The 18,606-nt window shown below is 68.5% G+C and carries 41 protein-coding genes; 1 reads left to right on the top strand and 40 read right to left on the bottom strand.

Annotated elements, in window-relative coordinates; all coding sequences use genetic code 11:
• Positions 1-3: 3 nt before the first annotated feature.
• The 21 genes from ACFSXZ_RS35520 to ACFSXZ_RS35420 form a co-directional block, all read right to left on the bottom strand.
• Positions 4-519, bottom strand: coding sequence for a hypothetical protein (locus ACFSXZ_RS35520; RefSeq protein ID WP_378270358.1), 516 nt, complete (start codon positions 517-519; stop codon positions 4-6).
• On the bottom strand, positions 516-713 hold the full coding sequence (locus ACFSXZ_RS35515; protein ID WP_378270356.1) for a hypothetical protein: 198 nt from the start codon (positions 711-713) through the stop codon (positions 516-518). The genes ACFSXZ_RS35520 and ACFSXZ_RS35515 overlap by 4 nt, the downstream gene beginning before the upstream one ends.
• On the bottom strand, positions 710-907 hold the full coding sequence (locus tag ACFSXZ_RS35510; RefSeq protein ID WP_378270355.1) for a hypothetical protein: 198 nt from the start codon (positions 905-907) through the stop codon (positions 710-712). Before ACFSXZ_RS35510 ends, ACFSXZ_RS35515 begins: the two co-directional genes overlap by 4 nt.
• A 128-nt stretch (positions 908-1,035) precedes the next feature.
• Complete coding sequence (locus ACFSXZ_RS35505; RefSeq protein WP_378270353.1) at positions 1,036-1,260, bottom strand: hypothetical protein; 225 nt, start codon at positions 1,258-1,260, stop codon at positions 1,036-1,038.
• Positions 1,261-1,262: 2 nt separating this feature from the next.
• Positions 1,263-2,213: a hypothetical protein gene (locus tag ACFSXZ_RS35500; protein ID WP_378270352.1), complete on the bottom strand. Its 951-nt coding sequence runs from the start codon at positions 2,211-2,213 to the stop codon at positions 1,263-1,265.
• Between the two features lie 186 nt (positions 2,214-2,399).
• The gene (locus tag ACFSXZ_RS35495) at positions 2,400-2,864 is read right to left on the bottom strand and encodes a DUF6221 family protein (protein WP_378270350.1); all 465 of its coding nucleotides are present in this window, start codon (positions 2,862-2,864) and stop codon (positions 2,400-2,402) included.
• Positions 2,865-2,934: 70 nt separating this feature from the next.
• Positions 2,935-3,387, bottom strand: a complete 453-nt coding sequence (locus ACFSXZ_RS35490; RefSeq protein WP_378270349.1) for a hypothetical protein — start codon at positions 3,385-3,387, stop codon at positions 2,935-2,937.
• Positions 3,387-4,277, bottom strand: a complete 891-nt coding sequence (locus ACFSXZ_RS35485; protein ID WP_378270347.1) for a hypothetical protein — start codon at positions 4,275-4,277, stop codon at positions 3,387-3,389. The genes ACFSXZ_RS35490 and ACFSXZ_RS35485 overlap by 1 nt, the downstream gene beginning before the upstream one ends.
• A gap of 110 nt (positions 4,278-4,387) precedes the next feature.
• A complete protein-coding gene (locus tag ACFSXZ_RS35480) occupies positions 4,388-4,603 on the bottom strand; it encodes a hypothetical protein (protein WP_378270345.1) in 216 nt (71 codons plus the stop codon).
• The gene (locus tag ACFSXZ_RS35475) at positions 4,600-4,803 is read right to left on the bottom strand and encodes a hypothetical protein (RefSeq protein ID WP_378270344.1); all 204 of its coding nucleotides are present in this window, start codon (positions 4,801-4,803) and stop codon (positions 4,600-4,602) included. Before ACFSXZ_RS35475 ends, ACFSXZ_RS35480 begins: the two co-directional genes overlap by 4 nt.
• Positions 4,800-5,084: a hypothetical protein gene (locus ACFSXZ_RS35470; protein WP_378270342.1), complete on the bottom strand. Its 285-nt coding sequence runs from the start codon at positions 5,082-5,084 to the stop codon at positions 4,800-4,802. Before ACFSXZ_RS35470 ends, ACFSXZ_RS35475 begins: the two co-directional genes overlap by 4 nt.
• Positions 5,084-5,407, bottom strand: coding sequence for a hypothetical protein (locus tag ACFSXZ_RS35465; protein ID WP_378270340.1), 324 nt, complete (start codon positions 5,405-5,407; stop codon positions 5,084-5,086). The genes ACFSXZ_RS35470 and ACFSXZ_RS35465 overlap by 1 nt, the downstream gene beginning before the upstream one ends.
• Positions 5,404-5,727: a hypothetical protein gene (locus ACFSXZ_RS35460; RefSeq protein WP_378270338.1), complete on the bottom strand. Its 324-nt coding sequence runs from the start codon at positions 5,725-5,727 to the stop codon at positions 5,404-5,406. Before ACFSXZ_RS35460 ends, ACFSXZ_RS35465 begins: the two co-directional genes overlap by 4 nt.
• Positions 5,724-6,344 (bottom strand): hypothetical protein, encoded by a 621-nt coding sequence (locus ACFSXZ_RS35455; protein WP_378270337.1) that lies wholly within the window; start codon positions 6,342-6,344, stop codon positions 5,724-5,726. The genes ACFSXZ_RS35460 and ACFSXZ_RS35455 overlap by 4 nt, the downstream gene beginning before the upstream one ends.
• Positions 6,337-6,750 (bottom strand): hypothetical protein, encoded by a 414-nt coding sequence (locus ACFSXZ_RS35450; RefSeq protein WP_378270336.1) that lies wholly within the window; start codon positions 6,748-6,750, stop codon positions 6,337-6,339. Before ACFSXZ_RS35450 ends, ACFSXZ_RS35455 begins: the two co-directional genes overlap by 8 nt.
• Positions 6,750-7,202 (bottom strand): hypothetical protein, encoded by a 453-nt coding sequence (locus ACFSXZ_RS35445; RefSeq protein ID WP_378270334.1) that lies wholly within the window; start codon positions 7,200-7,202, stop codon positions 6,750-6,752. The genes ACFSXZ_RS35450 and ACFSXZ_RS35445 overlap by 1 nt, the downstream gene beginning before the upstream one ends.
• Positions 7,199-7,420: a hypothetical protein gene (locus ACFSXZ_RS35440; protein WP_378270333.1), complete on the bottom strand. Its 222-nt coding sequence runs from the start codon at positions 7,418-7,420 to the stop codon at positions 7,199-7,201. Before ACFSXZ_RS35440 ends, ACFSXZ_RS35445 begins: the two co-directional genes overlap by 4 nt.
• Positions 7,417-8,253, bottom strand: coding sequence for a hypothetical protein (locus ACFSXZ_RS35435; protein WP_378270332.1), 837 nt, complete (start codon positions 8,251-8,253; stop codon positions 7,417-7,419). The genes ACFSXZ_RS35440 and ACFSXZ_RS35435 overlap by 4 nt, the downstream gene beginning before the upstream one ends.
• Positions 8,250-8,525 carry a hypothetical protein gene (locus tag ACFSXZ_RS35430; protein WP_378270331.1) on the bottom strand — a complete coding sequence of 92 codons (276 nt, stop codon included), beginning with the start codon at positions 8,523-8,525 and terminating at the stop codon, positions 8,250-8,252. Before ACFSXZ_RS35430 ends, ACFSXZ_RS35435 begins: the two co-directional genes overlap by 4 nt.
• On the bottom strand, positions 8,522-8,803 hold the full coding sequence (locus ACFSXZ_RS35425; RefSeq protein WP_378270330.1) for a hypothetical protein: 282 nt from the start codon (positions 8,801-8,803) through the stop codon (positions 8,522-8,524). The genes ACFSXZ_RS35430 and ACFSXZ_RS35425 overlap by 4 nt, the downstream gene beginning before the upstream one ends.
• Complete coding sequence (locus tag ACFSXZ_RS35420; RefSeq protein ID WP_378270329.1) at positions 8,800-9,240, bottom strand: hypothetical protein; 441 nt, start codon at positions 9,238-9,240, stop codon at positions 8,800-8,802. Before ACFSXZ_RS35420 ends, ACFSXZ_RS35425 begins: the two co-directional genes overlap by 4 nt.
• A 105-nt stretch (positions 9,241-9,345) precedes the next feature.
• On the opposite strand from ACFSXZ_RS35420, the gene ACFSXZ_RS35415 reads away from it, so the two are divergent.
• Positions 9,346-9,555, top strand: coding sequence for a hypothetical protein (locus tag ACFSXZ_RS35415; RefSeq protein ID WP_378270328.1), 210 nt, complete (start codon positions 9,346-9,348; stop codon positions 9,553-9,555).
• 53 nt (positions 9,556-9,608) lie between these two features.
• On the opposite strand, the gene ACFSXZ_RS35410 is transcribed toward ACFSXZ_RS35415, so the two are convergent.
• From ACFSXZ_RS35410 to bet, 19 genes are all read right to left on the bottom strand, one after another.
• Entirely contained in the window at positions 9,609-10,517 is a 909-nt protein-coding gene (locus ACFSXZ_RS35410; RefSeq protein ID WP_378270326.1) for a hypothetical protein, read from the bottom strand.
• A complete protein-coding gene (locus ACFSXZ_RS35405) occupies positions 10,514-10,798 on the bottom strand; it encodes a hypothetical protein (RefSeq protein ID WP_378270325.1) in 285 nt (94 codons plus the stop codon). The genes ACFSXZ_RS35410 and ACFSXZ_RS35405 overlap by 4 nt, the downstream gene beginning before the upstream one ends.
• Entirely contained in the window at positions 10,795-11,250 is a 456-nt protein-coding gene (locus tag ACFSXZ_RS35400; protein WP_378270323.1) for a hypothetical protein, read from the bottom strand. The genes ACFSXZ_RS35405 and ACFSXZ_RS35400 overlap by 4 nt, the downstream gene beginning before the upstream one ends.
• Positions 11,247-11,975, bottom strand: coding sequence for a hypothetical protein (locus ACFSXZ_RS35395; protein ID WP_378270321.1), 729 nt, complete (start codon positions 11,973-11,975; stop codon positions 11,247-11,249). Before ACFSXZ_RS35395 ends, ACFSXZ_RS35400 begins: the two co-directional genes overlap by 4 nt.
• On the bottom strand, positions 11,975-12,241 hold the full coding sequence (locus tag ACFSXZ_RS35390) for a hypothetical protein (protein ID WP_378270320.1): 267 nt from the start codon (positions 12,239-12,241) through the stop codon (positions 11,975-11,977). Before ACFSXZ_RS35390 ends, ACFSXZ_RS35395 begins: the two co-directional genes overlap by 1 nt.
• Before the next feature lie 73 nt (positions 12,242-12,314).
• Positions 12,315-12,668: a hypothetical protein gene (locus ACFSXZ_RS35385; RefSeq protein ID WP_378270318.1), complete on the bottom strand. Its 354-nt coding sequence runs from the start codon at positions 12,666-12,668 to the stop codon at positions 12,315-12,317.
• A gap of 15 nt (positions 12,669-12,683) precedes the next feature.
• The gene (locus tag ACFSXZ_RS35380) at positions 12,684-12,995 is read right to left on the bottom strand and encodes a helix-turn-helix domain-containing protein (RefSeq protein ID WP_378270317.1); all 312 of its coding nucleotides are present in this window, start codon (positions 12,993-12,995) and stop codon (positions 12,684-12,686) included.
• On the bottom strand, positions 12,992-13,402 hold the full coding sequence (locus ACFSXZ_RS35375; protein WP_378270316.1) for a hypothetical protein: 411 nt from the start codon (positions 13,400-13,402) through the stop codon (positions 12,992-12,994). The genes ACFSXZ_RS35380 and ACFSXZ_RS35375 overlap by 4 nt, the downstream gene beginning before the upstream one ends.
• A complete protein-coding gene (locus tag ACFSXZ_RS35370; RefSeq protein WP_378270314.1) occupies positions 13,399-13,650 on the bottom strand; it encodes a hypothetical protein in 252 nt (83 codons plus the stop codon). Before ACFSXZ_RS35370 ends, ACFSXZ_RS35375 begins: the two co-directional genes overlap by 4 nt.
• Positions 13,647-14,384: a hypothetical protein gene (locus ACFSXZ_RS35365; protein WP_378270313.1), complete on the bottom strand. Its 738-nt coding sequence runs from the start codon at positions 14,382-14,384 to the stop codon at positions 13,647-13,649. The genes ACFSXZ_RS35370 and ACFSXZ_RS35365 overlap by 4 nt, the downstream gene beginning before the upstream one ends.
• A gap of 109 nt (positions 14,385-14,493) precedes the next feature.
• The gene (locus ACFSXZ_RS35360) at positions 14,494-14,757 is read right to left on the bottom strand and encodes a hypothetical protein (protein WP_378270312.1); all 264 of its coding nucleotides are present in this window, start codon (positions 14,755-14,757) and stop codon (positions 14,494-14,496) included.
• A gap of 56 nt (positions 14,758-14,813) precedes the next feature.
• Positions 14,814-14,945 (bottom strand): hypothetical protein, encoded by a 132-nt coding sequence (locus ACFSXZ_RS35355; protein ID WP_378270310.1) that lies wholly within the window; start codon positions 14,943-14,945, stop codon positions 14,814-14,816.
• Positions 14,942-15,151 carry a hypothetical protein gene (locus tag ACFSXZ_RS35350; RefSeq protein ID WP_378270309.1) on the bottom strand — a complete coding sequence of 70 codons (210 nt, stop codon included), beginning with the start codon at positions 15,149-15,151 and terminating at the stop codon, positions 14,942-14,944. The genes ACFSXZ_RS35355 and ACFSXZ_RS35350 overlap by 4 nt, the downstream gene beginning before the upstream one ends.
• Entirely contained in the window at positions 15,148-15,351 is a 204-nt protein-coding gene (locus tag ACFSXZ_RS35345) for a hypothetical protein (RefSeq protein WP_378270308.1), read from the bottom strand. The genes ACFSXZ_RS35350 and ACFSXZ_RS35345 overlap by 4 nt, the downstream gene beginning before the upstream one ends.
• The gene (locus tag ACFSXZ_RS35340; RefSeq protein WP_378270307.1) at positions 15,348-15,728 is read right to left on the bottom strand and encodes an SsgA family sporulation/cell division regulator; all 381 of its coding nucleotides are present in this window, start codon (positions 15,726-15,728) and stop codon (positions 15,348-15,350) included. The genes ACFSXZ_RS35345 and ACFSXZ_RS35340 overlap by 4 nt, the downstream gene beginning before the upstream one ends.
• Positions 15,728-15,958, bottom strand: coding sequence for a hypothetical protein (locus ACFSXZ_RS35335; RefSeq protein ID WP_378270306.1), 231 nt, complete (start codon positions 15,956-15,958; stop codon positions 15,728-15,730). Before ACFSXZ_RS35335 ends, ACFSXZ_RS35340 begins: the two co-directional genes overlap by 1 nt.
• Positions 15,958-16,698, bottom strand: coding sequence for an exonuclease domain-containing protein (locus ACFSXZ_RS35330; RefSeq protein WP_378270304.1), 741 nt, complete (start codon positions 16,696-16,698; stop codon positions 15,958-15,960). The genes ACFSXZ_RS35335 and ACFSXZ_RS35330 overlap by 1 nt, the downstream gene beginning before the upstream one ends.
• The gene (locus tag ACFSXZ_RS35325) at positions 16,695-17,399 is read right to left on the bottom strand and encodes a helix-turn-helix transcriptional regulator (protein WP_378270302.1); all 705 of its coding nucleotides are present in this window, start codon (positions 17,397-17,399) and stop codon (positions 16,695-16,697) included. The genes ACFSXZ_RS35330 and ACFSXZ_RS35325 overlap by 4 nt, the downstream gene beginning before the upstream one ends.
• Entirely contained in the window at positions 17,396-18,604 is a 1,209-nt protein-coding gene (gene bet / locus ACFSXZ_RS35320) for a phage recombination protein Bet (RefSeq protein WP_378270300.1), read from the bottom strand. Before bet ends, ACFSXZ_RS35325 begins: the two co-directional genes overlap by 4 nt.
• Positions 18,605-18,606: the final 2 nt, after the last annotated feature.

Raw genomic sequence — 18,606 nt, 5'->3', positions numbered from 1 at the left:
ACGCTACTTCAGGAACGCCGCGATCCCGTCGAGTCCACCGGGGATGGCGCCGAGGGAGAGCACTTCGGGGGGCAGGTCGACGGGCGCGACCTTGACGTGCTGGACGTCGTCCAGCCCCTGGTCCGGCACCGATCCGGTCTCGTCCCGGTTGGGGTGCGCCACGTCCACGACGATGTGGGACTCGCCGCCGATGGTGACCGGCTGGCCGGGCTGCAACGGCGCGTCAAGCGTGGTGGTGACCAGTTCGTCGCCGGTCTCGTGGTGCACGGCCCGCACCTTGGCTTTCGGGGTGCCCATGATGACGCTGAGGTTCGCGACTAGTTCGGGCCCCTCGTCGCGGCCGGTGGCGACAGTCAACCGCGACCACGTGCCGTCCTCCGAGTTCTCGACCGCCTTGAGGACGTGCCGGTAGGCGCGGTCCAGGCCTGTGATCTCGACCTCGTGCCCGATCCACTCCTGGAACGAATCGGGCTGGATGCCGCCGTGCGGGGCGCGCAGGGTGACCGTGACCTCGATCATCGGGCGAATCCCCTCGGCTCACGCATCATGGCCTTGTTCATGTCGTCCTTGAACCGCTGGTACGCCTCTTCACTCAGGGCAGACTCGTTCAGCTCGATCCGTCCTGGCACAGCGGTGATGACCGTATGGATCTCCTTGAGCAGGTCGCGGATCTCCAGCAGTAGTTCCCGGTCCGTCGCGGTGACCTCGATCATGAGGGACTCACCACCTCAAGCTTCATGTCGTCGGTGAGCACCATCGCTGAGCAGCCCTCGGGAATGCGGTCCTTGACCCATTCCTCCATGCGATGCAGAGCGTCCATCGGGTAGCGGTCGGGGACGCGCACCACGAGGATCTCGCCGGGCTTGAGTTCGAGACGCGCGATGCTCTCGATAACTGGTTCGGACATCGTCGCCTCCAACTTCCGGGGGCAGCCGCACTCACCGCGGCACGGGCAGCGGCGATCGGCGGCCCGACGGTTCGCGCGGTTGGCCGCTTCCCAGTGCGCGAGGCAGCACTTCAGCCGCTTGCCACCCATCACCGGTCCTTCGCGACGGCGGCCCGCACGAAGCAGTCCTTGGCTTCGACGAGCTTCCGGAGACCGGCCGTCAGTTCGGGGCCGTCGGGCAGTTCGGCGACCATGTACTGAGCGAGATTGGCGACCCGGCCCGAGATCTCCTGGAGATGCGGCGGAAGGTGGTCGTAGGCGAACAGCGCCTTGAAGTGCTGCGTGGCCGGGTGACGGCCTTCCCAAACGTCCACGATCACAAGCCCTTTCCGGCCATCCACGCCTTCGCGGCGGCCTGGACCTTGCGGTTTTCGCCGATGTGGTGCTCGGCCACCCATGGCTTGAGGATCGCCGCGAACGCCTCATCGGCCGCCGTCGGGGCCGGGCCAGGGGTCGGTGTCGGGGCCGGACCGGGCGCGGGCGGTGGGACCGGGTTCGGCTGGCGGGTGACCGCCGCGAACTGCTGGCCCAGGTCGTACAGCGTCCCGCCGAGCGGGTCGGTGCCGGTGTGCGCGTTGACGAACTCCTCGTCCAGCGCGGTCCAGGCCTCTTCGGCGTAGGCCGCGAAGAACTCCGGCGTCATCTTCTGCACGCGGCCCCAGGTCAGGACGTACCAGAACTGGGTGTCGTAGCCGACGAGGGCGACCGCGTGGCCGCCGTCGATCTGCGAGCCCCGCACAACATCCCACGGCTGCTCGGCCTGGAACTGGTCCATGGCGCTCGCGGGGAAGTTGATGCCCAACCCGACGGCGCCGAACTGGTCGAGCGCCCACTTGACGAGGGTGGTGTTGTGGATGTCGAGGTCAGCGAACAGCAGGATCTTGTGCACCTGGCCGCCGAGGGTGAATCCGGTCTTGCGCCAGTATTCGCGGACGGCCTGCATTTCGGCGCCCTGGTCGGTGGACGGGTCGGCAGGGTCGTAGCCGGTGATCGCCGAGTAGGCGGCGAGGACTTCGGCCGTGGTGGATGCGACCTCGGTGTTCCCCGCGGCGACCTGGATGGCTTTGACCTCGTGGTCGACGTCGGCACACGTGCAGTCGCCGACCGAGTTGTTCCCGTCCATGCCGATCGTCGCGGCGGGGATCGCCGAGTAGCGGTCCAGGGTGGCGGGGGGCGTGTAGGCGGCTGGGAGGTGCCCGCTGGTGAGGGATACGCGGCGTCGGCCACTGTTCGGTTTCCGGCCGAGCTTCAACGCGGGAGAGGTCACGGTCGTCCTTCCGGAGGCATGGAAGACGCCCCCGGACCTGGGGGTTATCCGGGGGCGTCTGGCCGCACCGTGAAGGGCGGCGGGGTTGTGCTGGTGCGCGTCAACCCTTGGGGACACTGCACCAACATGAAGGACGATACGTTGGTGCAGGTCGCGACGGCAACTACGGGTGTAGTTCGCGGCGTGTCACGGCCGCCACTCCGGGCGGAAATCGGCGTGCCCGGCGAAGGGCAGCGCGAGCAGGCGCACCGTGCTGCATCCGTCCGTGCCATGCCAGTCGCAATGCGACTCACCAGCATGAGTGCACGGCCCGCCCTCCTCGACACAGAAGCCGTCGGCCACCGTGTGCGGTGTGCTGTGGTCGTCGAGGACCTGCAGCTTGGCGTCCACGTCGGCCAGCATGGTGTCCGGGTCGTTGAAGGCGAGGAACAGAGCAAGATCCTCGCCGACACACACGTATTCGCCCTTGATGTTGACGCTGACGCCGTCGACATCGAGGACCCAGCGATACTCCGGATCGTTGCCCTTCTGCCACTCGTCGAGGGCGCGTTTCGCGCGGACGGCCATCGTCTTCCGGTTCAGCAGCCGTTCCCGCAGGAACACGACCAGGTCATCCATCACGGCCGCCGGTCCCGCACGTTCGCGATCCACACGCGCACGCTGCCGACCGGATGCCGCACGAGTCGCGCCCACGCGGCGAAGATCTCCCGCCAGAAGTACATCACGCCTCCTCTCCCCAGTCGTCCCAGTCCTCCGGTTCAGCCGGTTCGGGCTCCTCCAGCTTCGCGATCGCCCGCTCGATCTCGGAAGCGAAGGTAGCCCGCTCGTCGCCCGCCTTGATCCGGTTACGCAGCCGCGGCCCGAAGTACTCGTCGTCGAGCAGCATCCGCAGCGTTGACGCAGCCAGTTCGCGGACGTCGGGCTCCTCGGCCGTCTCCGGAGGCAGGAACTTGGTCACTCCGGCCGACGTGGCGTACACCTTGCCGTCGGCGTCGACGAGCGACAAGAGCGCGCTGTCCTCGGTCCTGGTCAGTTTCGCCCGGAGATCAAGACCCGCACGCGCGACGAGGGAGGTTTCGAGCTCCTGAATCCAGGTGTCGGAGTCGATCAACGTCGCTGCCTTGTACGTGACCATGTCGCCAGCGAACGGCTTCGTCGTCACCTGAATAGCCATCACGCCACCACCTTCCCTGCTCGTCGTTCAGCGTAGGACTTGAGCGCGTCGACACGGCACACCAGCACGCGCTTCTTCGACGTCGGCGACGGGCGTTTCCGCCACCCGTCCTCAAGACACCAGCCACGCAGCGTCGCCGCCGGAACGTCCAGTTCGGCCGAGAGGAACGCGTAATCGGTCCACTCGTCGCCGAGCCGCCACCACTGCGACCGTGGCCAGCTCGAACCGCACGCCCGGCAGGTGAGGGTGTCGTCGTCCGCGCGCACCCGCAGGGTCGCACCGCATTCCCGATAGATCGGTTCCCCAGTGACGGCCGCGTCGTCGAACGCGACGAACATGGGGCACGGCCCGACCTGGATCCACCGCTCGGTGAGTCGGCCGGCGTGGGTGAGCGAATGCAGCACGTCCCGCATGTCGCGGGCGAAGTCGTCCAGCCAGGCCGAGCGCAGCACGTAGTCCCAGTGGAACCGGATCGTGCGCAGCTCCCTGCTCATCGTGGCGCGGCCTTCGGGCACGGTGCCGAGCATCTGCCGCGGCGGGGTGTCGAGGCTGGTCTCTTCGCGGATCATGCGGGCCCAGGATTCGACGACGGCGAGCGCCCCGTAGCCGTGTTCGGATGTCCAGCGTGTGCGGATGTCGGAGTGGATGAGCAGCGCGTCGACGGCCGGGCTGCGTGGTCCGGGGGCTTTGCGTCCGCCGCCGTTGTCGCCGTGCCCGCCGGGGATCAGCTCGTCCGCGGTCTGGAGGGTGGCGTAGCGGTCGGCGAGGTCGCCGAGGACCTGCATGAGTTTCTCGGCGCAGCGGTCGCAGCACATGCGGCCCGGCGCGGCCTCACGCAGGGTGCCGTCGCGTTTGGTGCAGCCGAACACGCAGACACGGACTTGGTTCATGGTCGCTCCCGGGCTGGTCAGGTACCGTTCTGTGTGGATCACTCGTGGGGAGTCGATCGCGGGGACAGGCCCTCGGGTGCGTGCCGGGGGCCTGTTTCATGCCTGGGGGTTCATCCGTCGTAGTCCTCGCATCTCGTCGCGTCGGTCGGCCGTGGCCTGTCGACCGGGGACGCGGACCGCTCCATCCGGAGGTGTGCGGCGGTGGCGACCGCCAAGGCGGCCAGGCCGATGCCGACGGCATGGTTACCGACGATCAGGTTGGCGGTGCCGAGGATCCCGGCTCCCCACATGACGACGAGACCCACGACTCGCACAGCCCGGCTCATTTCTCCTCCAGGGCTTTCACGATGGCTTGGCGGACGAACGCGGCCAGCTCGTACGGCTTGTACTCGGCGATCATGGCGTCCATCCACTCGCAGCGGTCCAGTACAGACCGCAGCGCGGCGAACGCTTTCGGGGCGAACGCTTCGCGACTCCAGTCGCCGTCGCGGCTGTAGGCGTCGACCAGTGCGCGCGGGTCGCTCATCCGAACCACCTCCGGATCGCGCGGACCAGCCACCCGGGCCGCGCCGGTTCGGGTTCCTCGAAGCCCACAACCGGTCCGTAGGGCCGTGCCTCGACCGTGACCGGCTCGATCTCCGGGTCCTCCTTGACCAGGTAGTTGTGGTTGTAGGTGCCGCCGTAGCTGACGTGGTTGCCGTGCCTGGTGGCGCTGGCGGCTTCGGTGTGCTGGAGGCAGCGCCTCGTACCTCGGATCGCGTTGTAGGGGCAGAGTTCGCATGGGTCGGCGCGCGGGGTGTCGTCCATCAGTGCTCCTTCGGTCTGCTGAGTTCGGCGTGGACCTGGTCCCAGTCGCGGGGCCGCCAGAGCCTTCCGTGGTTGCCGAGCTGCTCGAGCCAGGCGAGTTGCTCTGTGGTTGGCCGGCCGGTGTCGGTCTTGAGTTCGGTGAGGAGGATGACGCCGTGTCGGGCGAGGAGGAGGTCGGGCACGCCTGGGTAGCCCTGGACTGGTGTGCGCCAGCCGTGGACGGTTCTGGCGGGCCGGAAGTGGGCGTATCGCCAGCCGTGGATGGCGGCGGTTTCGAGGACGCGCTGCTGGAATTGCGCTTCGGTGAGCCGGAGGGCGGTCACGTCTGGTCCTCGCTGTTCTCCCGCTCGCCGCGCTGCAGCTGCTCGATCCCGCGGGCCCGCTCGAGCGAGGGGCTGTCGACGGTGATGCCGAGGTAGACGATGGCGCCTGGCTCGGTGGGTGACCGGGGGTCGGTCCTGTCGATGCGCTGGGCGGGCTGGACGGATACCCCGGCTGTGGTGGCGATCCCGGCCCGGACGTCGGTGGCGAGCTGCTCGAGCAGCTCTGCAAGCTGGTGCCGCTGTTCGGGGGTCATGCGCCTGGGGGTGGCGTGCTGGTGTGGTGGCCGGTAGGTGCGGGTTCGACGGTCGTACGGCTTCATCGCGTCTCTCCCGGTGTCTCGCTGTTCTCCTGGGGTGACAGGGCGGGCCGGAGCGTCAGTGGTCCGAATCGCTGCTCCACGTGCTCCCGCGGTGTGGGTATGGCGAACGAGGCCGGCTTTCCGTCGAGAAGGACGAGCAGGTGGCCGGAGTTCGTGGGGTCTTCGGCCCAGTCGATGCCCGCGGTGTCGCGCCACACGCGCATGTCCTCGCCCGTGTCTCCGCAGCGGCGGCACGCGTCGCTGCCTCGCAGGCCGACGTGCACGCCGTCACACGGGTCCAGCGCTGCCGTGATCGTGTCCTGGAGGCGGGTGGCGAGGCTGCCGAGGTGGTCGGCTTCGGCGCCGCTGTAGTAGGCGGATGCGAACTGGTGTCCGGCGACGGTGATGTCTTCCCAGCCGCCTTCACGCCACGAGCGAGATGGGGCGGCGTCGTCGAGTCCCGCGATCCGGTTGAGTTCGGCGCGCATCGCGGCGGTCTCGGCCCGGAGTCGTTCGATCTCCTCGCCAGCGACCTCAACAGCGTGGTCGAGCATCCGCAAGGCAGCAGGGTGGGTGACCCACATGTCGCCGAGAATTTGTGCCCGGAGTTCCGCTCTGGGGTCCACAGAGTCAGCCATCACTGGCCTCCTTGTGCGCCCGCGCGTCGGGGCATGGCTGGTAGGTGGGGTGGCCGGACACATCCACGTCCCACCCCTCCCAGTCGTGCGCGGCAGTGGCGATGAACTCGAACAGCGAGTCCCGCATCTCGCGCGGCAGGCTCATCGGCACGCTGACTGACACCTGCCACATGCCGGTGGGTGGCCGCATCTCGCGGGCGGTACCCAGCTCGGACAGCAGCCGCTGTACCTGCTCAACGGCGTCGTCGGTGTCGGCTTCCTGCGGCAGGCCGAGGGCGTGCATGACCCGGGTCCAGGAGCGGCTGTGGTCGGTGGACGCGGCACGCAGTCCGGCCAACTCCCGCTCCGTGCAACCCAGGCAGCGGCAACCGGAGGGCTCGCCGGCGGTGTCGGTGGTCTGCTCCATCAGGCGTTTCCCTTCCTGCCGAGGCGTTCGTTGGTCGCGCAGATGTTCCGCAGCGTCGACACCGGGATCTCTCCCGGCGGGGTGGTCTCCACGTCGGTCTTGTCGGCCTGCCGGATCAGGTCGACCAGCGCTGGCTGTGCGGCCTTCACCAGTTGCTCCAGGGGCGCGGTCCAGTCGATGCCGGTCGCCGCCAACTGGTCGGCGATCCACCGCATCGTTTCGATGTCCTCGCAGTGCGGCACCGGGACCGGCAGGAACTTGCCGTGCGGGACGACAATGAGCTGCCAACCGCCGAATGCGGGGCGGCCCTGTTCGTCGACACCGCACGCTGCGATCACCAGGTGCGGGGACGAGGTGTATTCGCACGGGTACCGGTAGGGACCGTCGGCGTGGTTGATGGCGACCATGCCGAAGTTCAGGCCGGGGTCGGTGGTGGTCTGGTCCTGGGTCACTGGGACTCCTCGCTGTTCAGTGCGGCGCGGATGTTGAATTCGCCCCGCTTCAGATAGGTCACTTCGACCCATCCGCGTTGGGACCAATCGACGCCGACGATCTGAGCCCCGTCCCTCAGGGCGCTGTCCGGGATCGTGTCGGAGAACGAGCCCTGATAGTCGGGGTCTTCGTCGGTAGCGTCCGTCCGGTACGAGACGCGGAACAGGTGCCAGCTCACTGCTGCTCCTCGCTGGTCGGGGCCGTCTCGGATGCGGCGGCGGGCTCCTCGGTGGCGGTCAGGGCGGCGAGGATTTCGAGCACGGCGGCTGAGGCGGGGTCGCTGATCGCGTGCTCGTCGACGAACGCGTTGGCCAGGGTCTTCGCTTTCTCGATGCGGGCCCGGTCACGGCCGTCGGCCAGCAGTCCGCGATCGGCGGCGTCCCGGACGGCCTGGCGGTACCTCTCGCGTACCCGGTGGAGCAGCACGTGGCCCCAGCCGAGAGTGTCCTTGGGGTACTCGGCCTCAAAGAAGTGACGCGCGAGTCGTTCGATGGTGTCTCCGCTTGCGGCCGGGCGGTCGCCGAGCACCTCGACCGTCGCGCGGCCGTTGCCGACAGCCAGGAGCCCGATGTAGTGCCCGTCCTCGTCAACGACGGATTCGCGCACGTGACTGCCGTAGGTGACGCGGACACGGTCTCCGGGCTTGGGCTGCTCGCCTGCGGGCGACGTCTGGAGGGTTGCGGGGTCGAGCCGCCCCAGCAGCACGATCGCCGCGTCCACGGCGTCTTCCGGCCAGTCGTTCGCGACGGGGAAGTTCTCCACGATGTACTGGGCCAAGCGCTCGATCTCGCGCTGTTCAGACGTGGCCGGAGCGTTGCCGTGGACGTACCCCAGTGCGTTGGCCCAGGGGTTGTTGGCGTTGGAGTGCTCGCCGAGCACGTCGGCCGGGGCGATCGCTGCTGCGAGTTTGTCGGCCCATTCCTCGGCGCGGTCGCGCTCGTCGATCACGTCGAGAACGTCCTGCTCGGTCACGGCCTGGTCTTGGATCACGGGGTTCTCCTGGGTGGTCACCGGTTCTCCTGTTCGAAGTTGATCGCGCGCAGCTCGGTCAGCGCCTTCTGGTGGCGACGGAACTCCGCCTCCAGCTCGTCGCCGTGCGGGTCACACAGCGCGAGAGAACCCCAGCCGGGGCGCTGTTCCGGGATCCACCGGGCGCCGTACATGCCGCACCGGTTGCAGCGGAGGTTCCAGCCGATCCGGCCAGCCTTGGCGGCTTCCTCGGCTGTCGGGAGCGGATCACCACCGGAGCGGCGCTCGGCACGGAAGGTGAAGATCGTGGTCACGGCTGGGGCTCCTGGTCACTCGCGCGGGCAGCCAGCCGGCGGATGGCGGCCTCGTAGGCGGCCGGGTTGTCCTCCAGCCCGGCGGCGATCCCCACAGCGAGATTGCCGACACGGTCGAAGTCGACGGCACACAACTCCGGGTAGTCCTCCCAGACGATCCGGTCGAAGTCCTTCGCGTCCCGGACGGCCTTGGCGATGTAGTGGCGGGCCACGGTGGCGATCGCGGCCTCAACCGCAGCGTCCGTCTCGGACTGGTCAGCGGGCGGAACGGTGGTCATGTCGTTGCCTTTCCGGTGGTGTGGGTGGGAAATGTCGCGAACGGGTCGGCGAGGAAAGCCCGCTGCGCCACGCCGGCGAACATGCACTCGGCCAGGCGGCCATCGCGCCGGAACGCGGCCCGGAAGGCGAGCACTGCCTCGTGCACCTCGTCGACACGCTGGCCGTGCAGGATCGCGGCCTCTTCGGCGAGCTTGCGGGTGTCGGCATCGACTGCGACGCCGGACTCCGGGGCGTGGTCGCGGGTGACGCTCTGGGGGCGGACACCGCGGACGTGGAAGGGGTGGGCGCCGTCGTGGACGAGGTCCATGCGGCCGTCGTCGCGCACGTGCTCGACCTTGAGCAGCGTGACGGGGCACTGAGCGGCCTTGGAGCCGTGGTAGCGCACGAAGTCGCTGGCCTCGACGGAAGCGCCGGCCTGGTCGGTGGTGGTGCGCATTGGGCCCTCCCTCAACGTTCCGGATGTGTCATGACACATGCTATCCTTTGTGTCATGACACATGCAAGCGGATCCACCGAAAACCGTCATGACACCCTGGCCCCCGTGACCAGCAGAAGCGGCAGGGGAACAGCACGGCAGACCATTCGCGTGGACGAAGACCTGTGGAACGACTTCGGCGCAGCCGTGGAAGCGGCCGGAGCGAAGGATCGGTCCACGGTGCTGCGCGAGTTCATGCGCTTCTACGCCCGCCAGCCGGGCGCGAAGCTCCCCAAGCGCCCCCAGAGCGATCACGTGCCCCCGATGGATGGATGACACCGGGTCGGCCGTTTCAACGCCGCCACGGCCACGCTGGGGGGCAGGAACGATCATTTCTGTTCGGCTCCGATCTCGCTTGGACGGGTAGCGACAGATGACGGGTCGGCCGGCTGCGGCCGGGCGTCGGGATTCCCGCCCCAGATCTGCTCCTGGCGTTTCTCGGGTCGCAGCCAGGGGCGGCAGACGGGGCAGCCGATGGGCTGGTCGTCGTCGAGGGTGTGGCCTCGGAGCCATCCGCCGGGGGCGCAGTCGATGCCGGGCACGTGCGGCTGGGGCGGCTCGGGGTCGCCGGTGCGGTCGAGGCGCGGTTCTTCGCGGGTCACGACGTCCACCGCCTCGGCGTTCCGGAGCCCGCGCACACGTTCCCCGCGGGGCCGATCAGCGTGCCGTCGGCTCGCCGCGCGTACTTGCGGTGCCGCTTGAGTTTCATCAGGCCGGGGCCGACGAGGGGGATGTCCCGGCCGCACTGGGGGCAGTTGGTGAGCATGGTCGGCCTCCTCGACGGTGGCGGTGATGGCTTCGGGCAGGAATTCGAGGACGGGTTCGGTGTGGTCGCGTTTCCACTCGGCGAGCTGCTTGTCGATGAGGCCGCACAGCAGCGACGTGGCGTCGATGGGGATGGGTTCGCCACCGAGGACGAAGAACCCGGGTGGGAAGTGCGTGAGCTCGGCGAGCGCGAGGAGTTGTTCCCAGGTCGGGTAGAGCTGGCCGGCCTCCCACATGTCCACCGCAGGCTCGGTGACGCCACAGGCTTCGTCGACTTCGGGCCCGTACAGGTCGCGGAGGTCGAGGGCGGCGGTGATGCGCCACGGGGACACGCAGCCGGAGCGCCAGGCCCGGTAGGTCTCCCGCTGGGCGGCTTCGTCGGCTGCCTGGCGCTGATGCTGGCGCTGCCCGATGTTGGCGGCTTCCTGGGCGGTGAGGGGCACGCCTGCTTTGCCCCAGCGGCGGCGGGTCATGACGCTCTCCGGCTGCGCTGGTGTCCCGGCAGGCGCCGGTGGAGCACGTGGGCGGCGATACGGGTGGCTTGGTCGAGCACGGTGTCGCCGGGGAGGCCGTTGGAGACCGTGGTGTCGTGCCAGTTCTCGTGTGGGTCCCATTCGGCGGCGAGGGTTCCGGCGATTTCGGATGCGATGTCGCAGGCCGGGCAGTCGCGCTCGTGGACGGGTTCGGTGCGGCTGTCGGTATCGAGGATCGCGTCGACGAGGTTGTCGAGTGTGCGCTGTTCGGCGGGGGTCATGACGCGGTCCGTCGGTTGCGGAGCTTGTCTCCCCATCCGGCGCGGCGGAGGGTGACGGCGACGCTGTCGAGGACGGCGGTCACGTTGCGGGTCCACTGGTCGTCGCTGGTCACGGAGTTGATCAGGGCTTCGGCCTGGTCGTAGTCGTCGTTGATGCGGGCGACGATGAGCCGCCCGGCCCAGGCGACGGCGGGCGCAACGTCGTCGACGCTGGCGATGTCGCCGCTGTCGGCCTGCTCGAACGCGAGGCCGACGGGCTTCCCGCCGGTGGCGGGGCCAGCGTGCCTGAGCATGGTGTCGATCCAGGCGATGAGCACGTCGGGAATGACGTCGGGGCCGTGGTGGTCGACGAGGGCCTGGAGGGCGCAGGTGGTGGTGTCGGGCTGGTCGAGGATGGCGGCGGTGAGGGTGGCGCCGGCCAGAGGTGCCCATTCGGGGCGGGTGGTGGTCACGATGCCTCCTTGGCGGTGGGGGTGGCGCGGCGGCAGAAGACACACGAGGGTCGGCCGTCGTCCCGATTCACCAACTTGAATCCGTGTTCGCATTTGCCGTCGCGCGCGCTGGTGGTGGTTACGTCGGGAGTCGTTTGGTGTGGTCCTCTTTGGTGGTTGGTATTGAGTAGTGGTGGTGGCTCATCCTGGGTGAGCCCAGTTCGGTCGAAAATGAGCCCAGTTCGCTCGGAAATTGCCGTATTTGAGCCCAGTTCGGTGGGCGGGTCGGTGCTATCTGGGCTCATCTGAGTGAGCCCGGTTTCCGAGTTATCCACAGGGGTGTCGGTCGATTCTGAGCTCACCAGAGTGAGCCGTGTTTCGTTCGAACTGGGCTCATCTAAGTGAGCCTTGTTCGGGCGTCGTTTCCCGTCCGGATCGAGCAATTCCGCGCGCTCCAGAAGATCCTCCGGAACCACCAACCGGTACTCCGAAGCCCTCCCACGGCCCCCGTGGGAAACCTCCTCGATCAACCCGAGTTCGTCCCGCAGAACGCTCATGGCCCGCTTGAGCGTCGCCTTCGACTTCCCCACCATCGCCGTGAGCACGTCGCCCCCAGGGCGAATCCGACTCCCGTCGCCGTCCGCGAACGTGGCCAGCAGCAAGGCCAGGAATTTCACGCGCTCGGGCATGACGATCCGGCGCACGATCCGTTCCCATTCGAAGCGGCCGGCGGGCTGGGAGGACATCAGGCAGCGGCCTCTTTCCTTGCGTGGTGCGGCGCGAGTCCGAGGCGTGCCCGGATGCGCGCGGCCGTGTAGGTGGTCATGGAGGTGTGTGCGGCGATCTCTGTGTCGGTCCAGCCGTGGAGCCAGAGGTCGTAGACGAGGTGTTCGCGTGTGTTGGTGTCGAGGGCTTCGGCGGGGAGTTCGCCGCGCCAGCAGGCGTTGTAGAGCGCGTGTTGGGTGATGGGCCGGCCGCCGGGTGGTGGGGTTGCGTGCAGGTGGATCGCCACGGTCACCTCCTCTCGTGTGGTGTGGAAGTCCGGGCCGCCGCGGTGATCGGGACACTCGCGGCGGCCCGGCTGGTCAGGGGGTGGTGTCGGTCTCTTCGCGGCCGCCCCAGGAGAGGTGCCGTCGTTCGACGGTCAGCTCCTGGCTGTTGTCGAGCAGCACGATGTGGACGTGCTCGCCGCAGACTTCGCGGACGATTCCCGACTTCCACTCGTCTTCGGTGTAGTTCCATTCGACGTGCTGTCCGACGTAGGGGAACTGGCCGGTGAGGACAGCGAGCATGGCGCGGGCGCGCCTGCGTTCTTTCTCGGCGCGGAAGCCTTTCGGCGGCCAGGGGATGCCGGTGATGTAGCCGTCGGATGCCGCCCACGATGCCGCCGCGACGCGCTCGACGGTCTCGTCGTCGGTGGAGATCTCGATGCTGGTCATGTGCGTCTCCTGTGGTCAGTGGCTGGATGGTGTCGCTGTGCCCGCACGGGCGTGGCCTGCGGTGGCGGTGGTGCCGGGCGTGGTGCGGTGGGTCGCGGCGGGTTCGTCGCTGGTGATGGCGAGCCGGAGGTTGAGGGCGCGCAGGTAGCGGAGGAAGGTGCCGAGGGATGGGTTGCCGTGTCCTTTTTCGATGCGGGAGATGTGTGGGTTTTGGCAGCCGATGCGGTTGGCGATTTCGGCTTGGGTGATGCCGTTGTTGGTGCGGATGGCGCGGAGTGTGGCCATGACGGCTTTGACGTGTTCGGGTACGCGTTCGGGGGCGGTCACTGGCTGCCTCCGAGGAGTCCGCGGCGCCGTGCCTTCTTCGGCTGGGTGAGTCCGGCGCGTCGTAGGGCGCTGGTGAGGCCGCCGTAGGTGAGTCCGAGGCGTTCGGCGATTTCGGCGCGCGACAGGCCGCGGGTGGAGAGCTTTTGGTAGTTCTCGATGGTGTCGAGGTCGCGCCGGTAGGTGCGGGGGTAGCGCTCGTCGAGGGTGCCTTTGTTGCGGTGGTAGGCGTGGCAGGTGCGGCAGAGTCCGCGGGCGAGTGCGCGTACGCCGGAGTCGCTTGGCGGGCGGCCGCAGTCGGCGCATCTCTCGCCCTGGGTGTCGTTGTTGTTCTGGGCGGCTTGGTATTCGGGGTCGCGTGCCCGGAGGTCGGCGATGAGGGTGGGTGAGAGCGCGAGCCGGGCGGTCATGCGTGGCCGCCTTTCGCTCGCGTTTCGAGCACCTCGCAGGCGGCGTAGTACGCCTCGTTGCTGTGGTCGAGGGAGTCGGCGATCTGCCGGGCCCGGTAGGACACGGCGTCGAAGTCGGCTTCGGTGATTTCTTCTTCGAAGTCTTCGCGGGTGATGCGGCTTTGCTCGATGGCGTCGAAGATGGCGTTACGCGCGATACGGCCCGCGATGGTGTCGATGGCGGCCTTGAGCTTCTCGCGGTCGGTCATGACTCGCTCCCGACCGGCTCGGGCAGCTGCACGTCGACCACGGGGCGACCGTCGATCGTCTCCGGTGTCGCCGTCTCAGCGGGGGCTGTCGGCGTGGCCGGTACGGGCATCTCGGGCCGTTTTCCGGTGTCGTAGAACCGGATGCCCCAGACGATCGCGTGGCAGGCCCAGAGGTACCACCAGTGGTAGTCCTTGAGGTCCCATTCCCAGGTGTCGTGGAACTGGAAGTCGGGGGTCTTGCGGTAGTCGTAGCGGTCGTTCTCGTTGAGGTAGAACGAGAAATCGTCCACGAGCCGACGTGCCCAGCCTTCGTCGTCGTAGCCGATCTCCTCGGATTCGAGGATCTGCTCGCGGACGGCGTCTTCCAGGCCGGGCAGAGAGTCTTTGGCGTCCGCGATGTAGTCCGTGACGTAACTCTTGAAGATCTCTTCGTCGTATCGCTGTAGCCGTTCCCGGCCGTCGGTGACCTTCTCGGCCCAGTAGCTGGCGTTGATGTGGCCGGGTCGTCCTCGGAAGAACTCGAACATGTCGGTGAGGCGGGCGAAGGTGAAGCCTTCGCCGTCGCCCCGGAAGATGAGCACGCCGGGCACGGTGATCAGTTCGAACCACCCGCACCCGTTTTGCGGCTTCTGGAATCGGATGTGCCGGTAGAGCCCGTCGTCGTGGAGCACGGTCATTTCGTGGTTGGTGGTCTCTCTGGCGAACCGCTGGGCGATGTCGTTTTCGCTGGTCATCGGTAGTCCTTCGATGCGTGGGCGCGGTTGATGCCGCGCTGGGTGAGCCGGTTGGCGGCGCGGTTGAGCAGGCGGGCGAGGTCACGCAGGAGCGCGGCGGCGAGGACGGTCACGCGGCACGCTCCTTCGCCTTGTGGCGGTAGATCGCGCGCTCGTAGGCAGCGAGCGTCATGCCCATGCGCGTTGCGATCTGGGCATGCGTGAGGCATTCCCCGGCGAGACGTCGTGTGTCTTCGAAGACCTCGACAGCGGGCCGGCTGACGCGTTCGTAGTCGATCAGCTCATCGCGTCGTTTGGCTCGTACGTAGCAGGTGGTGCAGAGTCCGCGGCCCGAGTGACGAACCTTGGCTGCGCGGTCTTTATTCGACGCCATCGGCCCAGCCCCGCAGCAACGGCAGTAGGTCGGATTCAGGCGGACCTTCGTCGTAGTCACCGGCCCTCACCGCCCCGCTCCTCCAGGAGCACGGCGTATTCGTCGCCCATCCAGCCCTCAACCCGCTCGGGCCGGTCGTCGACGAGCCAGCCCCAGACGGCGCGGAGGGAACGCAGGAGGCGGCTCATGCGTCGGCCTCCCAGCACGCCCATTCCCACTCGTCGTTGTCGCGCACGGTCCAGGTCACTGACGAGCGGCGCGCGATGTATCGGGCCCAGTAGGCGACGGTTCGGCGCATGCGCAGGACGCGCGCACTGACGGTGTCCCGGACGTCGACGTACACGACCCGGGCGGTGCGGACCGGGATCACGAGGGCGCGGACGAGGTGCTTCATGCCCGCACCTCCTGGGGTTGCGGGTCGCGCCGGAGCACGTCCCAGCGGGCGACGTCCTGGTCGTGGAGCGACATGGTGGGCCAGTGGGAGCGGTGGCCGGCGGGGACGTAGACCACGACCCAGGGGCGGGTGTGGCCGCCGTAGAACCGTGTGTCCCGCACGGCGACGACGTCGTCGGGTGAGATGCGGATGTCGGTCACCGCGCACCTCCCAGGGCGCGCATCGCGCGGTCCCAGTCGATGCGCTCCGAGCCGAGTGGCACGAGGTCCTTGGTGGCGTCGAGGAACCTCCCCAGGTCTGGCGCGTGGAAGCGCAGGACGATGGCCCCGTTCGGGCTCCTGAGCGTGACGTCGATCGCGGCGTCGAGCGGAACGAACGCCACGTCACCGCCGGTCCGCGTGGTCTCGACCAGGCCCTGGGCGAGCAGTTCACGGGAGCAGGCCCACTCGTTGCCGTCGGGGAACTGCCACATCACCGCGTAGGGGTCGCTCGGGTCGTAGACCAGGGTGACCGGCTGCGATCCCCATGACCGGCCGTGCTGCCGGGCGGCGTACAGGCCGTGTTCGACGCGGTCCATCACACCCCGCCTTTCGGGGCGAAGGTGATCAGCCCGGTGGTGGCGATGGCGGCGCCGATTCCGGCGAGGACACGCAGCCCGACGGGGAGGTGTGGTCCCCAGTCCGCGGCGACCATTCCGGCGACCGTGCCCGCGATCACGACGACGGTGACCGCGGCGAGGTGGATCAGGCCGCCGTAGACGCGGTCACCGCGGACGTACCGCTGGGCGTCGGTGATCCGGGTGGCCATCAGACCGTCACCTCCTCGGTGACGGGCCGGAGCGGCCATTCCCGGGGGCAGTGCACGGCGTCGGCGGCTTCCTGGCCCTCGTAGCGGAGCTTGACGCCACGCAGGTAGGTCTCCAGTTCGGCGGCCTGCTCGGCGTACCAATCGATCTGGCGGGCGTGGAGTTCCGGCAGTCGCATGGCGCCGATCTCGGGGTGTCGTGTGGCGAGCACCCACGCGAGCCGGGCGGTGGCGAGGGCGTCGGCGGCGGCGCCGTGGGCGTCGATGGTGGAGAGGTCGATGCCGTAGATGCCGCACGCGGTGCCGAGCTGGTGGCCGCCTTTCATCTTGCGGGGCTGGACTTTGCGGTCGATGACCAGCGGGTCGACCACGGCGGCCGGGTTGAGCGGATAGCCGACGTGGCGCCGGAGTTCGCGGTCGAGCAGCGTGAGGTCGTACGGGGCGTTGTAGATGACCACGGGCTGCATCGCGCCCCATGCGACGTCCAGGGCTTGCGCGATCCCGTAGGCCACGTCAGCGGCCGGTTCACCGCGTTCCCGGGCGTATTCGGTGGTGATGCCGTGGATCTCGGTGGCCTCGGCCGGGATGTCGATACCGGGGTCAGCGAGCCACTCGCGCATGTCCTTCCTGCCGGTGGCCGGATCGACGGTGACCACGGCCGCAGAGACGATCCTGTCGGACTCCACATTGGTGCCAGTTGATTCAATATCAAAACTGACAAATGGTCTTTCGTGCCACTTCACGACTCCACCTCCAGTAGGCCGCGTCGAAAGGCGATTGCCACCGCGTGGGCAGCGGTTGCAGCGTTCAGTCGCCGGAACATTCGGTAGGCGCGCGTCCTGACAGCGCTTTCGGAGATGCCCAGCTCACGCCCGATCTCCACACAGGTCCGGCCGCCTGCGAGATAGCGCAGGATTTCCATCTGCTGCGGCGTCAGCAGCTCACGTGGTGGCCTTCGTGACGCCGCGTGGGCCTGCTTGCAGGTACGGCAGGCGCGCACGCCTCGCTTGTCCGTCTGGGTGTTTTCGGCCGTGAACTCGTGACCGCGACGGCAGTGCGTCGCGCGCCTCGCGTTGCGTGCCCGAAGTCCGGAATATGCGCTTTCGCGCCGGTTCTTCGCCTGCTCGCTAGCGGTGGCCCACCGGCAGTTCCCCGGCTCGTAGTGGCCGTCGTTGTCGACGCGGTCGATCGAGTGCCCTTCGGGCCGCTCACCCATGTCGGCTACGAAGTTCCAGAAGTCGGCACGCCACCGTTCGCACACCGTGATGCCGCGACCGCCGTAGCTGGTCCAGCGCTTGTGAGTCGGCCGCGAGCAGCGGCCGATCATGTCCATGTAGGTGTCGTAGAGCGGGTGCTTGGTCTTGCCTCCGCGCCAGTTCGAGTTCCGCGCGCCGAGCCGGATCGGGCGGCCGAGCTTGTCTTCCGCGATATGGGGCAGGGTCACGACACACCGCCCTCGTCCACGCTGGCCAGCGCGAAGTCCAGGGCCTTCTGCGGGTCGGCGTCCTTGAGGCAGCCGTCCAAGGTGTCGATGACGCGCCCGATCTCGTCCCGGTTCAGGTGCTTCGTCGTGGAGATCTCGCGGCGGGCCAGGGTGCCGACGATCTGGTGTTTCTCGCCGTCGCCGATGTCGAGCTTGGTCAGCACCGTGTGCAGCTTCGTGAGCTGCGCCTGGGTAGCGGGCTTGTAGACGGGGCCCGGCTCGGCCGCGGCCGGCTCGGGGGCCGGTTCCACGGTGCCGGACTCAGGGGCGAGCAGGGCCTCGACCATGTCGGCGAGCGGGCCCTGATCGGCGAGGTCTTCGAGCGCGCGGATCAGTTCCGAAGCCTCGGCCTCGGTGAGCTCTTTCGGCGAGGTGATCTCACGCTCGACCAACTGCGCCGTGATCCGCAGTTGCTTGTCGGCGTCGACCCCCTTGAAGAGCGCGCCGAGCGTCCGCCACTGCTCGGCGGTGATCGCGCTCTCGGCGGGGGCGAGCAGGGTCGCGGCGGTTTCGCGGCGCGGCTTGGCCGGGGGCGGGTTGTCGGCCTGGCCCATCTCGTCGTCGGTGTAGACGTCGGCGAGGTCCTGCGGGAACGCCATGCGCCACGCGGCGGCTTCGGCGCATTTGGCGATCTGCCCGGCGGGACGCTGCGTCCACATCGCGTTCAGGGAGCCGTCGCGCTTGGTCTGCTTGTATTCGTCGAAGTTCGCGATCGCCGTGAACGGTTGCCCGTCGCGGCGGATCGTGACGCGGGCGGCGAGCGGCAGACCCCACGCGGCGGACCACACGGGCACCCACGTCCCGTTGTCGCGGCACCATTCGGGGGCTTCCACGGAGATCGTCTCGCCGGTGCGGGCGGCGGCGCGGCGACCGATCAGCCGGTACCCGTCGATGCCGGTCTGAATGGTCTGCTTGGTGACCTTGACCCAGTTACCTGCCGCGTCCCTTTCGGAGGCCTGACGGCCGATCATGTAGATCTGGCGGGCGAACGGGTCGAGGCCGGTGCGCTTGACGACGTGGAAGAACACGGCCAGGTCGCCCTGTGAGGCGTTCTCGACGCCGATGTGGGTCAGGGCTTGCTGCTGCGCCTCGGTGAACTGGTGCTGCTCGTCGCCGATGGTGAGGGCCGTCTGCGCGGGCGGGGTGTAGGTGACCATCTCGGTCATGG

This window comes from Amycolatopsis pigmentata, assembly GCF_042684065.1.
Classification (GTDB): Bacteria; Actinomycetota; Actinomycetes; order Mycobacteriales; family Pseudonocardiaceae; genus Amycolatopsis_E; species Amycolatopsis_E pigmentata.
Note: the sequence above shows the minus strand (reverse complement) of the source record. Positions and strands in the feature narration are given on the sequence as shown.

Bases quoted from the DNA above. Each gene is read 5' to 3' on its own strand.
- ACFSXZ_RS35520 (WP_378270358.1), bottom strand. From the start codon at position 519: ATGATCGAGGTCACGGTCACCCTGCGCGCCCCGCACGGCGGCATCCAG.
- ACFSXZ_RS35515 (WP_378270356.1), bottom strand. From the start codon at position 713: ATGATCGAGGTCACCGCGACGGACCGGGAACTACTGCTGGAGATCCGC.
- ACFSXZ_RS35510 (WP_378270355.1), bottom strand. From the start codon at position 907: ATGTCCGAACCAGTTATCGAGAGCATCGCGCGTCTCGAACTCAAGCCC.
- ACFSXZ_RS35490 (WP_378270349.1), bottom strand. From the start codon at position 3,387: ATGGCTATTCAGGTGACGACGAAGCCGTTCGCTGGCGACATGGTCACG.
- ACFSXZ_RS35485 (WP_378270347.1), bottom strand. From the start codon at position 4,277: ATGAACCAAGTCCGTGTCTGCGTGTTCGGCTGCACCAAACGCGACGGC.
- ACFSXZ_RS35480 (WP_378270345.1), bottom strand. From the start codon at position 4,603: ATGAGCCGGGCTGTGCGAGTCGTGGGTCTCGTCGTCATGTGGGGAGCC.
- ACFSXZ_RS35475 (WP_378270344.1), bottom strand. From the start codon at position 4,803: ATGAGCGACCCGCGCGCACTGGTCGACGCCTACAGCCGCGACGGCGAC.
- ACFSXZ_RS35470 (WP_378270342.1), bottom strand. From the start codon at position 5,084: ATGGACGACACCCCGCGCGCCGACCCATGCGAACTCTGCCCCTACAAC.
- ACFSXZ_RS35460 (WP_378270338.1), bottom strand. From the start codon at position 5,727: ATGAAGCCGTACGACCGTCGAACCCGCACCTACCGGCCACCACACCAG.
- ACFSXZ_RS35455 (WP_378270337.1), bottom strand. From the start codon at position 6,344: ATGGCTGACTCTGTGGACCCCAGAGCGGAACTCCGGGCACAAATTCTC.
- ACFSXZ_RS35450 (WP_378270336.1), bottom strand. From the start codon at position 6,750: ATGGAGCAGACCACCGACACCGCCGGCGAGCCCTCCGGTTGCCGCTGC.
- ACFSXZ_RS35425 (WP_378270330.1), bottom strand. From the start codon at position 8,803: ATGACCACCGTTCCGCCCGCTGACCAGTCCGAGACGGACGCTGCGGTT.
- ACFSXZ_RS35420 (WP_378270329.1), bottom strand. From the start codon at position 9,240: ATGCGCACCACCACCGACCAGGCCGGCGCTTCCGTCGAGGCCAGCGAC.
- ACFSXZ_RS35410 (WP_378270326.1), bottom strand. From the start codon at position 10,517: ATGACCCGCCGCCGCTGGGGCAAAGCAGGCGTGCCCCTCACCGCCCAG.
- ACFSXZ_RS35405 (WP_378270325.1), bottom strand. From the start codon at position 10,798: ATGACCCCCGCCGAACAGCGCACACTCGACAACCTCGTCGACGCGATC.
- ACFSXZ_RS35395 (WP_378270321.1), bottom strand. From the start codon at position 11,975: ATGTCCTCCCAGCCCGCCGGCCGCTTCGAATGGGAACGGATCGTGCGC.
- ACFSXZ_RS35385 (WP_378270318.1), bottom strand. From the start codon at position 12,668: ATGACCAGCATCGAGATCTCCACCGACGACGAGACCGTCGAGCGCGTC.
- ACFSXZ_RS35375 (WP_378270316.1), bottom strand. From the start codon at position 13,402: ATGACCGCCCGGCTCGCGCTCTCACCCACCCTCATCGCCGACCTCCGG.
- ACFSXZ_RS35370 (WP_378270314.1), bottom strand. From the start codon at position 13,650: ATGACCGACCGCGAGAAGCTCAAGGCCGCCATCGACACCATCGCGGGC.
- ACFSXZ_RS35365 (WP_378270313.1), bottom strand. From the start codon at position 14,384: ATGACCAGCGAAAACGACATCGCCCAGCGGTTCGCCAGAGAGACCACC.
- ACFSXZ_RS35360 (WP_378270312.1), bottom strand. From the start codon at position 14,757: ATGGCGTCGAATAAAGACCGCGCAGCCAAGGTTCGTCACTCGGGCCGC.
- ACFSXZ_RS35355 (WP_378270310.1), bottom strand. From the start codon at position 14,945: ATGAGCCGCCTCCTGCGTTCCCTCCGCGCCGTCTGGGGCTGGCTCGTC.
- ACFSXZ_RS35350 (WP_378270309.1), bottom strand. From the start codon at position 15,151: ATGAAGCACCTCGTCCGCGCCCTCGTGATCCCGGTCCGCACCGCCCGG.
- ACFSXZ_RS35340 (WP_378270307.1), bottom strand. From the start codon at position 15,728: ATGGACCGCGTCGAACACGGCCTGTACGCCGCCCGGCAGCACGGCCGG.
- ACFSXZ_RS35335 (WP_378270306.1), bottom strand. From the start codon at position 15,958: ATGGCCACCCGGATCACCGACGCCCAGCGGTACGTCCGCGGTGACCGC.
- bet (WP_378270300.1), bottom strand. From the start codon at position 18,604: ATGACCGAGATGGTCACCTACACCCCGCCCGCGCAGACGGCCCTCACC.